The organism is Corallococcus sp. EGB (assembly GCF_019968905.1).
In the GTDB taxonomy this organism is placed as follows: Bacteria; Myxococcota; Myxococcia; order Myxococcales; family Myxococcaceae; genus Corallococcus.
Genome location: NZ_CP079946.1, coordinates 1469145 through 1483478, shown reverse-complemented (window position 1 = coordinate 1483478; position 14334 = coordinate 1469145). Strand labels below are relative to the sequence as shown.

Sequence of the window (14334 nt, the reverse complement as noted above, 5' to 3'; positions counted from 1 at the left end):
GAGGACCTCCGCCATGTCCCCGCGCCCCTCGTCCCGCTCCGCCCGCGGCGCCACGCTGCTGCTCGTCGTGCTGCTCGTCACCGTGCTGTTGGGGCTGGTGGCGGGCGTGATGGCCTACGCCAGCAGCGAGCGCACGCGCGCCGTCACCTTCAGCCGCACGGGGCAGCGGCAGGGCTGCGCGGAGAGCGGCCTGCAGCTGGCGCGCGGCTACTTCGGCCGCAACTACGCAAGATGGAACACCTTCCTGGGCCTGCCGGGCGTCTACGACCCCATCCACTCGCCCACCAACCCGGCCCCCGCCGACCCGCGCACCGCCGCCGGACGCGCGGCCATCAAGATGGCCAACCCCGCGCTGTTCGCGGACCTGGACGGCGACGGCAAGGACGACGTGTACATCTACATCCGGGACAACGAGGACGAGTTCAAGCCGCTCGCCCCGGCGTGGGACCGCGACAATGATCAGCAGGTGGTGGTGGGCGCCCTGTGCATCAGCGAGACGCTGATTCCGCGCCGCGGCGACAGCAACCAGCAGGACCCCAACGTGCTCTCCGTGGAGGGCATCCTCCAGTACAACGGCGGCGGCCACGCCTACACGGCGCAGTCCGCGGGCGGCACGGGCTCCGGCAATCTCAACCACTGAGCCGCCCGCCGGGCGTGCGAAGCTCTGGTCCATGCCCACGCTCGAAGACGCCATCGCCCTGGCGGTGGCCGCGCACCAGGGTCAGCGCGACAAGGCAGGACAGCCCTACATCCTCCACCCCCTGCGGGTGATGCTGCGGCTGTCGTCGGACGCGGAGCGCACCGCGGCCATCCTCCATGACGTGGTGGAGGACACGCCGTACACGCTGGAGCGCCTGCGCGAGCTGGGCTACCCGGAGGACGTCCTGTCCGCGCTGGACTGCCTGACGAAGCGCGAGGGCGAGACCTACGAGGCCTTCATCGAACGGCTGCGCCCCCACCCCCTGGCCCGCCGCGTGAAGCTGGCGGACCTGGAGGACAACATGGACGTGCGCCGGCTGAAGGACGTCACCCCCAAGGACGCCGAGCGCCTGTCGCGCTACGTGGCCGCCTGGACGCGCCTGCGCGCGGAGTAGCCGGGATGAAAGACGACGGCCCGGCGACCCTCCCATGCAGCGAGGGCGGCCGGGCCGCGAACCACCGCGTGACGTCCGCGAGGTCTACGCCTTGGCGAGCTGGCGGAGCACGAACTGGAGGATGCCGCCGTTGCGGTAGTAGTCGAGCTCGTTCGGCGTATCGATGCGGCACAGCGCGGTGAACTCGCGGGTGCCGTTCTCACCGGTGGCCTTCACGGTGAGCTTCTTCTGCGGCGCCAGCCCGTCCGCGATGCCGGTGATCTCGAACGTCTCGTGGCCGGTGAGCCCCAGCGACTGCGCGTCCTGGCCCGCCTCGAACTGCAGGGGCAGCACGCCCATGCCCACGAGGTTGGAGCGGTGGATGCGCTCGAAGCTCTTGGCGATGACGGCCTTCACGCCGAGCAACTGCGTGCCCTTGGCCGCCCAGTCGCGGCTGGAGCCCGTGCCGTACTCGGCGCCCGCCAGCACCACCAGCGGCGTGCCGTCCGCCTGGTACTTCATGGACGCGTCGTAGATGCTCATCCGCTCACGCGTGGGGATGTGCACCGTGACGCCGCCCTCCACGCCCGGGACCAGGAGGTTCTTCAGGCGGATGTTGGCGAAGGTGCCGCGCACCATCACCTCGTGGTTGCCGCGGCGCGCGCCGTAGGAGTTGAAGTCCTTGGGCTCCACGCCCTCCGCCATGAGGTACTTCGCCGCGGGGCTCGTCTTGGCGATGTTGCCCGCCGGGGAGATGTGGTCCGTCGTGACGGAGTCCCCCAGGAGCGCCAGCACGCGCGCGCCCTTGATGTCCTGCACCGCCTTGGGCTCCTTCGGGAGGTTCTCGAAGAAGGGCGGCTTGCGCACGTAGGTGGACTTGTCATCCCACTTGAACGTGGAGCCCTTGCTCACCTGCAGCTGCTGCCAGAGCGTGTCGCCCTCCATGGCGTTGGCGTACTGGCGGCGGAACTGCTCCGGCTTCACGGCCGTGCGGATGGTCTCCTTGATCTCCTCGTTGGACGGCCAGATGTCCTTGAGGAACACCGGGCGGCCGTTGGGGTCCGTGCCCAGGGGCTCGGTGTCCAGGTCGCGGCCCACTTCACCGGCCAGCGCGTACGCCACCACGAGCGGGGGGCTCGCCAGGTAGTTCATGCGCACGTGCGGGTTGATGCGGCCCTCGAAGTTGCGGTTGCCGGACAGCACCGCCGCCACCACCAGGTCGCCCTCCACCACCGCGTTGGACACGGACTCCGGCAGCGGGCCGGAGTTGCCGATGCAGGTGGTGCAGCCGTAGCCCACGACGTGGAAGCCCACGGCCTCCAGGTAGGGCAGGAGGCCCGCGTCGCGCAGGTACTCGGTCACCACGCGGCTGCCCGGGGCCAGGGACGTCTTCACCCAGGGCTGCGGCTTGAGGCCCTTCTCCACGGCCTTCTTCGCCAGGATGCCCGCGGCCACCAGCACCGCCGGGTTGGACGTGTTGGTGCAGGACGTGATGGACGCGATGACCACCGCGCCGTGGCCCATCTGGTAGCTCTGGCGGCCCGCCTTCACGGTGACGGCCTGGGCCAGACGCTCCGGGGGCACCGGGGCCGCGGGGGCCTTGGCGCCGCCCTTGGGGCCCTCGTCGTCCTCACCCTTGCTCTTGCCGGCGGCGAGCATCTCCACCAGGGACTTCTCGTAGCCGGACTTCATGTCCTTCAGGGGCACGCGGTCCTGCGGACGCTTGGGGCCCGCGAGGCTGGGCACCACGGCGGCCAGGTCCAGCTCCAGCGTGTCGCTGAAGAGGGGGTCCTGCGCGCCGGCGTCCAGCCACAGGCCCTGCGCCTTGGCGTACGCCTCCGTCAGCGCCACCACGTCGTCCGGGCGGCCGGTGAAGCGCAGGTAGTTGCAGCTCTCCTCGTCCACCGGGAAGAAGCCGATGGTGGCGCCGTACTCCGGGGCCATGTTCGCGATGGTGGCGCGGTCCGGCAGCGACAGCCCCTTCAGGCCCTCGCCGTAGAACTCCACGAACTTGCCCACCACGCCCTTCTTGCGAAGCATCTGCGTGACGGTGAGCACCAGGTCCGTGGCCGTGGCGCCCGCGGGCAGCTTGCCGGTGAGCTTGAAGCCCACCACCTGCGGGATGAGCATCGTGATGGGCTGGCCCAAAAGCGCCGCCTCCGCCTCGATGCCGCCCACGCCCCAGCCCACCACGCCCAGGCCGTTGATCATCGTCGTGTGGCTGTCCGTGCCCACCAGCGTGTCCGGGTACACGGTGCTGCCCTGGCGGAACGTCACCTGCGCCAGGAACTCCAGGTTCACCTGGTGGCAGATGCCGATGTCCGGCGGCACCACGCCAAAGCCCTTGAACGCGCTCTGGCCCCAGCGCAGGAAGGCGTAGCGCTCGCGGTTGCGCTCGAACTCCAGCTCCGCGTTCTCCTTGAAGGCCGCGGTGGTGGCGAACGAATCAATCTGCACCGAGTGGTCGATGACCAGGTCCGCCGGGTTGCGCGGGTTGATCTTCGCGGGGTCACCGCCCATGGCGGCCAGGGCCTCGCGCATGGCGGCCATGTCCACGACGGCGGGCACGCCGGTGAAGTCCTGGAGCAGCACGCGCGCGGGGTGGAAGGAGATCTCCGTCTCCGGGTTGGCCTTGGGGTCCCAGGCGAGCATCTTCTCGATGTGCTCGCGCTTGACGACGCGGCCGTCCTCGTTGCGCAGCAGGTTCTCCAGCAGGACCTTCAGCGAGAACGGGAGGCGGTTGACCGCCGGGTGGGCCTTCGCCAGCGTGGCCAGGCTGAAATAGTCGTAGGTGGCCGAGCCCACCTTGAGCTGGGCCTTGGTGCCGAAACTGTCCGTCATGTGCGTTGCCGTCCTTCCGTGCCGGAATGACGCAACTTCTAGGCGTGTCCCCCCCGGCATGCAAAGGGTTCCTGCACCGCGTTGAAGGCGGTGGACGGTTGGTTCGAACCCCGGACTTACAGACCCGCTCAGAGCACCTTGCGGAAGAAGTACAGCACGCGCTCCACGGCCTTCTGCCAGAGGGGGCGGCGGCGGAAGACGGACAGGTCCACCTCGCGGCAGTTGCCGCAATCCAGGCGGAACGAGTCCTCCAGGTCGCGCCCCAGCCGGGGGTCCGCGAAGACGGCGTTGACCTCGTGGTTGAAGGCCAGCGACAACCGTTCCAGGTTGAACGACCCGATGGTGCCCCACACGCCGTCCACCACGGCCGTCTTGGCGTGCAGCACGCCCCGGCGCCACTCGAAGATGCGGATGCCGGCGCCCATCAGGGGCTCGTAGAAGGCGCGCGTCGCATGCTCGAGGAACGGGTGGTCGCTCTTGCCCCCGTTGAGCAGCAGGCTCACCTCCACGCCCCGCTTCGCCGCGTCCTTGAGCGCGGCCACCATGCGCCGGTCCGGCACGAAGTAGCCCGCGGCGATGAGCACGCTCTTGCGGGCGCGCCGGATGGCGTGCAGGTACGCGCGGTGGATGCTGCGGCGGCTGGACAACACCGCCAGGCCCACGTCGCCCTTCCGGGGCGGGGCGTCCAGCGTCCGGGCCGCGCCGCGGATGCGCCGGCGCAGCCGGCTCAGGCGGTCGCGGAACATCATCCGCCACGTGGCCAGGAAGCGCCGCTCCAGCTCGTGCACCGCCGGGCCTTCGATGCGCAGCACGTCGTCGCGCCAGGCCACGCCCTGCCCCTCCGGGGCCCAGTGCGCCGCGATGTTCACCCCGCCCGTGAAGGCCACCGTGCCGTCCACCACCAGAATCTTGCGGTGGTCCCGGCGCAGCAGGTGGCGCAGCCCGCGCTGGAGGCTGAAGGGCTTGAACGCCCGCACGTCCACGCCGCGCTGGCGCAGTCCTTCGAAGAAGCTCTTGCGGCTGGTCCACGAGCCCACCGCGTCGTAGAGCACCTTCACGTGCACGCCGCGCTCGGCCGCCTCCGCCAGCGCCTGGCCGAAGAGCTCGCCCACCGCGTCGGTGACGAACATGTACGTCTCCAGGCGGATGGAGCGGCGCGCCCGGCGGATGGCCTCCAGCATCTCCGGATAGGCCTCCACGCCGTCGCGCAGGAGCCGGCACGCGTTGCCCTGGAGCAGGGTGTGCTGCTGCGGCAGGTAGTACCGCGCGAGCAGCCGCCGCGACACCCCGGCGCTCCACACCGGAGCGTGCTCGGGCACCGGCCCCGGCGAGCGCGCCGCGGGAACCCAGCCTTCTGTCCGACCCTCCTCTCCCACCCGCTCACGCATCACCCCCTTCAGGGTGGGAACGGGGGGAGGCACCGGCAAGCCGGAGGGGCCCCACCTGCCTCCCAGGCGGGGTTGCACCGTCCGCTAGCGGACGGCTTTGGCTACAGGCCGTACTCGATGCGCTTGTTCTCCGCGCGCGTGGCGCACGGCTGGTCGTACTCGGGGAAGTACTCGCGCATGTGGTCCAGCGTGGAGGCGGCCTGCTTGAAGTGGCCCTGGTTGTAGTAGCCCTCCACCTCCAGCAGCAGCTTGGAGCAGGTGCGGTCCAGCTCCTGCTGGGCGCGCTTCATGGCCTCCTGGGATTCGTAATAGAGGTCCGGCTTCGGATCCGGGTGGGCCTCCAGCATCAGCCACGCCTCGCGGAACGCCTTCCAGGCCTCGTAGCGGTTGCGCGCGCCGATGTCCGGCGTGTCGAAGTTCTTGCGGCCCTTCTTGAAGAGCTCGTTGGCGTTCTGGATGAGCTGCTGCGTGGAGAGATCCTCGGGCAGCAGCGCGCGCTCCACCCAGACGTTCCAGATGCGCCAGGTGTCCTCGCCCGGCGGGTTGCGGGTGTTGTCGAAGATGATGCGGTTGGGCTCGCCCTTGCGCAGCTGCTGGGGCGGGATCATCAGCTCCAGCGAGCGCTCCTGGCTGGCCAGCGTGTCCGGGGGCACCTTGCCCACGTCCACGCCGTTGACGCTCACCACCACCTCGTCCTTGGAGATGCCCTGGGCCTGGTAGTGGAGGATGACCACCGCGCGCGTCGCGGCGACGAACTCCCACTCGAAGACCTTCATGTCCGGCCGGCTCCAGGTGACGCCGTCACCCAGGCCGAACGAGTCCGTGATGGGCTGGTTGGACAGGCGCACGGGCTCCTCGCCCTTCTGCACCTTCTCCTCGCCGCCCAGCACCAGCCAGTACATGAGGGCGAAGAGGCCCAGCACCACCACGCCGCCGCCGGCCATCACGCCCGCGCGGACCTTGGAGTTCGCCTCCGCCCAGAACAGGCGCAGGTTGGCCATCAGGCCCGGCGTCTCGCGGCGGATGCGGGCGCGCTCGGCCGCGGACAGGCCGCCGCCGCTGGAGGCCCCGGCGCGAGGCGTGCGGGCCACGGCGCGCGAGGACTGGGAGCCGGTGCGGCGCGCCGGCGGGGGCGCGGGGGCGGGCTTCTCGAGGGCGGCCGGAGCGTCCTCTTCCGGGGGCGGCTCCTGCGGCACCGCGCGCTGGGCGGAGGAGGTGGGCCGGCGGATGGCGCGCATGTTCATGCGCGTGGACTCCGCCCGGATGCCCTGCAGGTCCTCCTCGTCCGCGCCTTCCGGCACGAGCGCGGCGGCCTTCTTGTTGCGCGACTTGCGCACGGAGTCGATGGAGACGATGCGCGTGCTGTTGGCGCCGTCCTCCGCCGGCTTCTCGTCCTCGCCGGTGGTCGCGTCCTCCGCCGCGAGCGCGAAGAGGAACGTCACCGGGCCCAGCGTCAGCGTGTCGCCGTCCTTGAGGAGCTGCTTCTGCACGGCGGCGCCGTTGACGACCGTGCCGTTGGCGCTCTTCTGGTCCTCCACGGCGTAGCCGTCCGCGTCCCTGAAGATGCGGCAGTGGCGGCGGGAGATACCGGGGTCGTACAGCACCACGTCGCACTCGGAGGTGCGCCCGATGAGAACGGAGTCCTGGTCGAAGACGAACTCCTTGCCGGCGTCTTTTCCCTCGGAGATCGTCAGTTGGAAGGCCATGGGGTCCTAGGAGCCTATCGAGGCATGTACGGCTCGGGCAACGGCGGCGCGCGCGCTCGCCGGCTCCAGCACTTCCGCCTCTCCCCCGAAGGATAGCACCCACTGCGTGAGCCAGCGCTCACTGTCTCCGGCCACCCGCACCTCCACCCCTCCGTCAGCAAGCGGGCGGGCGTCCTGGCCGAAGCGCTCCTTCACGTACGGGGCCGCCGTGGGCGTGAAGCGCACCCGGACGGAGGCCTCGCTGGCGCTCCGGGCCGGGTTGGGCACGTCCGCGCGGGCATCCGGCGGGGGCTGGAAGGCGGTGGTGGTGACGGCCAGGTCCTCCATGCGGTCCAGGCGGAACAGGCGCGCGTCCTGGCGGGTGTGGCAGAAGCCCTGGAGGTACCACTGGCCCCGGTGGCTGAGCAGCTCGTAGGGGCGCACCCGGCGTGGCTCCGTGGGGCGGCCGGGGCTGGCGTAGCCGAACGTGACCTCCAGCCGCTCCAGGATGGCCCGGGTGAGGGGCCCCAGGGCCGGGGGCGCGTCCGCGGAGGCGTCGATCTTCCGGTACATGTCCCGGAAGCGCTCGCGGGCCGCGGGCGGGATGATGCCCTCCAGCTTGGTGAGGGCGCTCTGGAGCGCGTCGCCGGTGGCCGGGCGCAGCAGCTCCGCCGCGGCGGCCAGGGCCGCGGCCTCGCCCGCCGTCAGCCGGGGCGGCGCGAACAGGCGCTGATCCAGGTCCACGTAGACGCGGTCGTTGTCCACGTAGATGTCGATGTAGTCGTCCGGGTTGAAGGGCGGCCGGCCCACGCAGGTGAGCAGGTCCAGCTCCTCCAGCAGGTCCTCGCGGCTGATGTTGAGGGCCCTGGCCAGGGCCTCCACGGTGACGCCGGGGTGCTTGGAGACGTAGGGGACGAGGAACAGCAGGCGGCGCAGCCGCTCATGGACGTTGCTCATGCGCTCACCCGCTGACCTTCCACCGGCGCGTGCTTCGCCAGGATGTTCGCGGCCATCCGCTCCAGGCGCTCGCGCGCCTCCGGCGGCCCCTCCACGCGGCAGTCCTCCCCCAGGGACAGGACGAAGCGCGTCAGCCCGTCCAGGAACGTCACCGGGAAGCGGACCCGCACCACGCCCTCCGACACCGGCTCCAGCGCCGCGCCCGGGAACAGCGAGCCCGCGCGCGAGGCCTGCGGCCCGGTGAGCCGCAGCGTCACCTCCAATGGCTCGTGGAAGCGGTACTGCCAGGGGAAGTACGCCACGTGGGCGTCCAGCGAGAAGTCCGCCGGCACCTCGAAGTCCGGGGTGCGCGGCCGGGCGGTGTTCACCTTCAGCTCGCGGATGCGGTGGACGTGGAAGGTGCGCAGGCCCTGGCGCAGGTGGCAGTAGCCCACCAGCGTCCAGACGCCGCGCCTGAGCGCCAGGCCATATGGGTCCACGCGCCGCTCCGTGACGCCGTCCTTGCGGGGGCTGCCGTAGGTCAGCTGCACCCACTTGTGCGCGGAGCACGCATCCCAGAGCTGCTCCAGGCGGGCGGAGACCTCCTTCTCCTGGCCCTGCTGGCCGGTGCCCAGCTCCATGCGCACGCGCGGGGTGGGCAGGGATTCACCGGCGAAGAAGCCGATCTTCCGGAGCGCGTGCGCCAGGTCGTCGCGGCCGGGGAACGCGCCGGACGCGAGCGCCGCGGAGCCGGCGGCGTAGAGCACGGCCAGCTCCTCCTTCGTGAGGTCCGCCTCCGGCAGGTAGTAGACGTTGCGGTCGACGAGGTAGCCGTCGCGCCGCTCGTCGTCGCCCTGCACGTAGCTCAGCGGGAAGCCCAGCTCGACGAGCTCCGCCTTGTCGCGCTCGAACTTGCGCTCGGCGGCGTCGTCCGAGCCGCCGTAGTCCGCGGGGAAGTGCTCACGCAGCTCGGCCCACGAGATGGGTTCCCGCGCGTCGAGCAGCAGTGCCACGAGATCAAGGATGCGTTCCGTGCGGTCCATTCAGGTGATCAATGACCATGGCGGACAGGACCCGGGAGATCAAGAGACCGGGGACTTCCGGGGTGGGAGAGGGGAGCAGGGCGTGAAACGAACAGAAAAGGAACACGGGAGGGGCGCGCCTCCGTCCAAGGGGGGATAGCCGCCCTCACCTGAACAGGCAAGCAGGTATCGCCATGTACCCCTCGTTTCGTCCGCAAGCCAGCAGACAACCCCCGGCGTGGGGCTCGCACTCGGGCCGCGTCTGGGTTATTCCTTGGACCTTGTCGATTTGGGTGAGAAGCGACAGCGGGCTTCCTGGAAGCTCCGCTGGCCGCCGTGGGGCCGACGCGGCGGACGGAAGCTTTGACGAGGGCTCGACCATGGACCGCACCTCCCTGCTGAAGAAGTGGCTTCCCGGGCTGGCGCTGGTGCTGCTCGCCTTCGTCTCCGCCCCGGCGCACGCCCGCAACGAACCGCTCTACTTCGCGCTGGAGGTCCGGCGCGACGGCCGGCTGATCGCCCAGCCCAAGCTCCTGGGTGAGGCGGGCCGCACGCTGCGCGCCGAGCGCCGCCGCCCGGGCTCCACGGTGCCGGACTACCGGCTGGTGCTCACGCCCAAGGGCGAGGGCGACACGTTCCAGCTCCAGGTGGACCTGTCCCTGCCGGAGGGGGAAGGCCACTCGCAGCTCGCGCTGCTGCACGGCCAGGAGCGCAAGCTCCAGCTGGGCCGGGTGCCCGGGGAGCTGGAGGTCTCGCTGCTCCTGATGAAGGTGGACTCCCCGGAGTTCCGCGCGCTGATGCGGCTGACGGATGAGGCGCCCGGCACGGTGAAGTCCGTCTCCTGCTCCATCTAGCGAAGGCGGCTTTGCCCGGACCGCGGCTACAGCACCGCCAGGTCGTCGCGGTGCACCGCTTCATCCAGGTAGCGGTATCCCAGCACCGCCTCGATGTCCGCGCTGCGCCGCCCGGCGATGCGCTTGAGCTCGTTGGCGTCGTAGGTGGACAGGCCGCGGGCGAACACCGTCCCGGCCGCGTCCGTCAGGTCCACCGGGTCTCCCCGGCCGAACTCCCCCTCCACGCCCGTCACGCCGCTGGGCAGGAGGCTGCGCTTGCCGGTGACGATGGCCTCCTTCGCGCCCGCGTCCACCACCAGCCGCCCCCGGGGCCGCAGGGCGTGGGCGATCCACGCGGTGCGCGCGCTGCGCCGTCCGGCGGGCTCGAAGAGCGTCCCCACGGCCTCGCCCTGGAGCACGCCGCGCAGGCGGCCAGGCACCGCGCCGGACGTGATGACGCAGGGGATGCCCAGCTCCGCGGCGCGGGCGGCGGCGCGCACCTTGGACGCCATGCCTCCGGTGCCCACCGCGCTGGTGGCATCGCCGGCCAGGGCCAGCACGTCGGGGGTGACGCGCGGCACGGCGGGCATCAGGCGCGCATCCGCGTCCTTGCGCGGGTCGGCGGTGTAGAGCCCCTCCACGTCCGACAGGAGGACCAGCGCGTCCGCCTCCACCACGCCGGCCACCAGGCTCGCCAGCGTGTCGTTGTCGCCGAACTTCAGCTCGTCCACGGACACGGTGTCGTTCTCGTTGATGACCGGCACGACGCCCGCGGCCAGGAGCCGCTCCAGCGTGTGCTTCACGTTGAGGTAGCGCCGGCGCTCCTGCACGTCCTCGTGGGTGAGCAGCACCTGGGCCACCGTGCGGGGGGCGTGGCCGAAGGCCTCCTCGTACGCCTGCATCAGGCGGCTCTGCCCCACCGCCGCGCACGCCTGCTTGCCGGGGATGTCCCGGGGGCGCGCGGGCAGCCCCAGCCGCTCCATGCCCAGCGCGATGGCGCCGCTGGACACCACCACCAGCTCCCGGCCCCCGGCGGCCCACAGCAGGTCCTGCCCCAGCGCCTCGAAGTGGGCGCGGTTGAAGCGGCCCGTGGCGCTCGTCAGCGCGTTGGTCCCGATCTTCACCACCACGCGGCGGGCCTCGCGCAGGGCGTTGCGTGCGGTTTCAGTCACGGGAAGCAGCGTAGGCTGGAACGGGAAAGGACGCGCGGCGGCTGGCTGTTCACCAGGCTTCGCGGCGGGCGGACTTGGAGGCCTTTGTCATGAAACGCGGAAGGCCCCAGTCCATCCAATGCCCTGAATGCGGCGCGGGCCGTCCGATGCCCGCGCCAGGAGAAACGGTTTGAAGGAAATCTACGGCAACACCCTGGGCCTGAAGTCGAGCGAGCAGCAGCGGCTGCGCAACACCTTCCGCCGCCGCGTGGATCCGCGCGAAATCGTGTCCGCGGAGCTTGCCCGCCACCTCACCGAGCTGTCGCACGAGCTCAACCGCCAGGTGGGCGTCCTCATCAACCGCAAGGGCGACATCGAGCACGTCGTGGTGGGCAACGCACACAAGCTGGAGCTGCCGGACATCGGCCGTGCGCGCGCCGGTCAAATCCGCCTGCGCGGCCTGCGGCTGGTGCACACGCACCTCAAGAGCGAACCCCTGACGAAGGACGACCTCACGGACCTCGCGCTCCTGCGCCTGGACTGCGTGGCGGCCGTGGGCGTGGGCCACGAAGGCCTGCCCGGCGTGCTGCACTGGGCCTACCTGGTGCCGGAGAACGGCACGGGCGAGTTCTGGCACGTGTCCACCCTGCCCTCCGTGCACGGCGAACAGCCGGACCTCCTGTCCACGCTGGACGCGCTGGAAGAGGAGTTCAACCGCAAGGCCGCCGCGCGCACGGTGTCCGGGAAGGAGCGCGCCATCCTGGTGGCGGTGTGCCTGGACGGCAACCGCGCCCGGGCGGAGTCGTCCCTGGCGGAGCTGAAGGAGCTGGCGCGCACCGCGGGCGTGGAGGTGGTGGACACCGTGCTCCAGATGAAGCGGGAGGCGGATCCGCGCTACCTCATCGGCCGGGGCAAGCTGGAGGACCTGAACCTGCGCTCCATGCAGTCCATGGTGGACCTGCTCGTGTTCGACAAGGACCTCACCCCGTCACAGGGGCGGCACATCGGGGACGCGACGAGCCTGAAGATCCTGGACCGCACGCAGCTCATCCTGGACATCTTCGCGCAGCGCGCGCAGACGGCCGAGGGCAAGCTGCAGGTGGAGCTGGCGCAGCTGAAGTACCGGCTGCCCCGGCTGGTGCAGGGGGATGACTCGCTCAGCCGCCTCATGGGCGGTGGCGTGGGCGGCCGCGGCCCCGGTGAGACGAAGCTTGAAATCGACCGCCGCCGCGTGCGCGAGCGCATCACCAACCTGGAGCGCCGCATCGACGTCATCAGCCGCGAGCGCAGCGTCCGCCGGGCGCAGCGCAACCGGCGCGAGGTGCCGGTCATCTCCATCGTGGGCTACACCAACGCGGGTAAGTCCACGCTGCTCAACGCCATCACCAACGCGGAGGTGCTGGCGGAGGACAAGCTGTTCGCCACGCTGGACCCCACCAGCCGCCGGCTGCGCTTCCCGCAGGAGCGCGAGGTCATCATCACGGACACGGTGGGCTTCATCCGGGACCTGCCCAAGGACCTGGTGGCGGCCTTCCGCGCCACGCTGGAGGAGCTGTACGACGCGAGCCTCCTGCTGCACGTGGTGGACGCGAGCGACCCCGCGCGCGACGACCAGGTGGAGGCGGTGGAGAACATCCTCGACTCGCTGGGCCTGACGGAGAAGCCGCGCCTGATGGTCTGGAACAAGGCGGATCAGCTGTCCGCGGAGGAGGTGGAGTCGCTCCTGCGCTCCAAGGGCGGCGTGGCCATCAGCGCGGTGAAGCGCGAGGGGCTCGCGACGCTCCTGGCCAAGGCGGACACCACCCTGTTCGCCGAGGGTGCGTCCGAGTCCATCGGCGTGGTGTGACGGCGGGCGGGTTGTCGGCGCGGGGGCCCTCCCCGTAGAGTCGGGGGGCCTTGGCTCCCGCGCTGAAACTGCTCATCCCGCTGTTGACGGCCCAAATCGAAGGTCTGCCCGGACAGGACTCCGGGCCGGACTACGACCGGCCCGTCTCGTCCATCACCACCGGCTACATCGAGCTGCTCGAGAAGAACAGCCACATCGTCTACCCGGTGCTCGCCGTGGTGACGCTGCTGCTCATCGGCTGGGGCATCCTGTCCTCGTGGCGGTCGCAGGACCTGGACGGCCTGCAGAAGAACGAGTTCAAGCGCGCCATCATCAACGAGCTGCGCCACAACCTGAGCGGCATGCCTGGCGACCTGCTGGGCCGCAGCATCGGGCTGGACCGGCTCAAGACGAACCGCCTGCTGGAGGAGATGCAGACGGAGGGCCTGGTGCTGAGCCACACCAACTCCGAGCGGCTCACCGTGTGGCGCGTGCGCGGCGCCGCCCCTGAAGCGAAGCCGCGCCGCTACTGAGCCCCGTCCGCCGCGCCCTCTTCAGCCGCCGGACAGCTCCGACTTCGGCTGGCGCGTCATCAGGTCCACCACCGCCATCCTGGCGTTCTTGCCCTCGTAGGCGATGAGGTAGACCTGCTCGCAGATGGGCAGCTCCACGCCCGTCTTGATGGACAGGTCGCGCGCGCTCTTCGCCGTCTTCACCCCCTCGGCGACCTCCTTCATCTCCGCGAGGATGTCCGGCAGCTTGCGGCCCTTGCCCAGCTCCATGCCCACGTGGCGGTTGCGGCTGAGCTCGCCCGTGCAGGTGAGCACCAGGTCACCCATGCCGGACAGGCCGGAGAGCGTCAGCGGGTTGGCGCCCTTCCTCACCGCGAGCCGGGTGATCTCCGCCAGGCCGCGCGTGATGATGGCCGCGCGCGCGTTGTGGCCCATGCCCAGGCCGTCCGCCATGCCCGCGGCGATGGCGATGACATTCTTCAGCGCGCCGCCGTACTGCACGCCCACCACGTCCGTGGACGTGTACGAGCGGAAGGTGTCCGTCTGGAGCGCCTTCTGGCAGCGCTGGGCCACCTTGTCCCAGTGCGACGCGATGGTCACCACCGTGGGCATGCGCCGGGCCAGCTCCTTGGCGAAGCTGGGGCCGGAGAGCACCGCGATGTACGGATGGAACTCCTCCGGCAGGCAGTCCTCCAGGAGCTCCGTCATGGTGAGCAGCGTGCCGTTCTCGATGCCCTTGGACACCGTGACGAGCGGCACGCCCTTGGGCAGGAAGTCCCTGGCGCGCGCGAGCACCTCACGGGTGGCGTGGCTGGGCGTGGCGAGCACCACCATCTCCGAGCCGGCCAGCGCCTCCTGAAGGTCCGTGGTCGCGCGCACGCGCTCGGAGAGGGGGATGCCCTTGAGGTAGGTGGCGTTCTCGTGGCGGGTGTTGATGGCCTCCACGGTGGAGGGCTCGCGGCCCCACAGGCGGACCTCGTCGCAATTCACCGCGAGGACGTTGGCGAGCGCCGTTCCGAACGAACCTGAACCAATGACACTGCCGCGCATGGGATGACCTCGGATCGA

Annotated in this window: 12 protein-coding genes; 5 read left to right on the top strand and 7 right to left on the bottom strand. The window is 70.8% G+C overall.

Annotation, left to right across the window (positions count from 1 at the left end):
• The first annotated feature begins 13 nt into the window (after positions 1-13).
• Positions 14-640: a hypothetical protein gene (locus tag KYK13_RS06115; RefSeq protein ID WP_223642693.1), complete on the top strand. Its 627-nt coding sequence runs from the start codon at positions 14-16 to the stop codon at positions 638-640.
• A 31-nt stretch (positions 641-671) separates the two neighbouring features.
• Positions 672-1094, top strand: coding sequence for an HD domain-containing protein (locus KYK13_RS06110; RefSeq protein WP_223642691.1), 423 nt, complete (start codon positions 672-674; stop codon positions 1092-1094).
• 84 nt (positions 1095-1178) lie between these two features.
• Here KYK13_RS06110 and acnA read toward each other — a convergent pair whose 3' ends face one another.
• The 5 genes from acnA to KYK13_RS06085 form a co-directional block, all read right to left on the bottom strand.
• Complete coding sequence (acnA, locus tag KYK13_RS06105) at positions 1179-3914, bottom strand: aconitate hydratase AcnA (protein WP_223642689.1); 2736 nt, start codon at positions 3912-3914, stop codon at positions 1179-1181.
• A gap of 128 nt (positions 3915-4042) precedes the next feature.
• Positions 4043-5302 (bottom strand): phosphatidylserine/phosphatidylglycerophosphate/cardiolipin synthase family protein, encoded by a 1260-nt coding sequence (locus tag KYK13_RS06100; RefSeq protein WP_223642687.1) that lies wholly within the window; start codon positions 5300-5302, stop codon positions 4043-4045.
• 101 nt (positions 5303-5403) lie between these two features.
• A complete protein-coding gene (locus tag KYK13_RS06095) occupies positions 5404-7008 on the bottom strand; it encodes an FHA domain-containing protein (protein WP_223642685.1) in 1605 nt (534 codons plus the stop codon).
• A gap of 6 nt (positions 7009-7014) precedes the next feature.
• Positions 7015-7944, bottom strand: coding sequence for a YafY family protein (locus tag KYK13_RS06090; protein WP_223642683.1), 930 nt, complete (start codon positions 7942-7944; stop codon positions 7015-7017).
• Positions 7941-8966, bottom strand: coding sequence for a YafY family protein (locus tag KYK13_RS06085; protein ID WP_223642681.1), 1026 nt, complete (start codon positions 8964-8966; stop codon positions 7941-7943). The genes KYK13_RS06090 and KYK13_RS06085 overlap by 4 nt, the downstream gene beginning before the upstream one ends.
• A gap of 359 nt (positions 8967-9325) precedes the next feature.
• Here KYK13_RS06085 and KYK13_RS06080 point away from each other — a divergent pair, with 359 nt between their 5' ends.
• Complete coding sequence (locus KYK13_RS06080) at positions 9326-9799, top strand: hypothetical protein (RefSeq protein WP_223642680.1); 474 nt, start codon at positions 9326-9328, stop codon at positions 9797-9799.
• A 26-nt stretch (positions 9800-9825) separates the two neighbouring features.
• Here KYK13_RS06080 and proB read toward each other — a convergent pair whose 3' ends face one another.
• Positions 9826-10950, bottom strand: coding sequence for a glutamate 5-kinase (gene proB / locus KYK13_RS06075; RefSeq protein ID WP_223642679.1), 1125 nt, complete (start codon positions 10948-10950; stop codon positions 9826-9828).
• Between the two features lie 169 nt (positions 10951-11119).
• Between proB and hflX the strand changes: the two genes are divergently transcribed.
• On the top strand, positions 11120-12775 hold the full coding sequence (gene hflX, locus KYK13_RS06070) for a GTPase HflX (RefSeq protein ID WP_223642678.1): 1656 nt from the start codon (positions 11120-11122) through the stop codon (positions 12773-12775).
• A 50-nt stretch (positions 12776-12825) separates the two neighbouring features.
• Complete coding sequence (locus tag KYK13_RS06065) at positions 12826-13287, top strand: hypothetical protein (protein ID WP_223642677.1); 462 nt, start codon at positions 12826-12828, stop codon at positions 13285-13287.
• Positions 13288-13308: 21 nt separating this feature from the next.
• On the opposite strand, the gene KYK13_RS06060 is transcribed toward KYK13_RS06065, so the two are convergent.
• Complete coding sequence (locus tag KYK13_RS06060; RefSeq protein WP_223642676.1) at positions 13309-14316, bottom strand: NAD(P)H-dependent glycerol-3-phosphate dehydrogenase; 1008 nt, start codon at positions 14314-14316, stop codon at positions 13309-13311.
• Positions 14317-14334 lie beyond the last annotated feature (18 nt).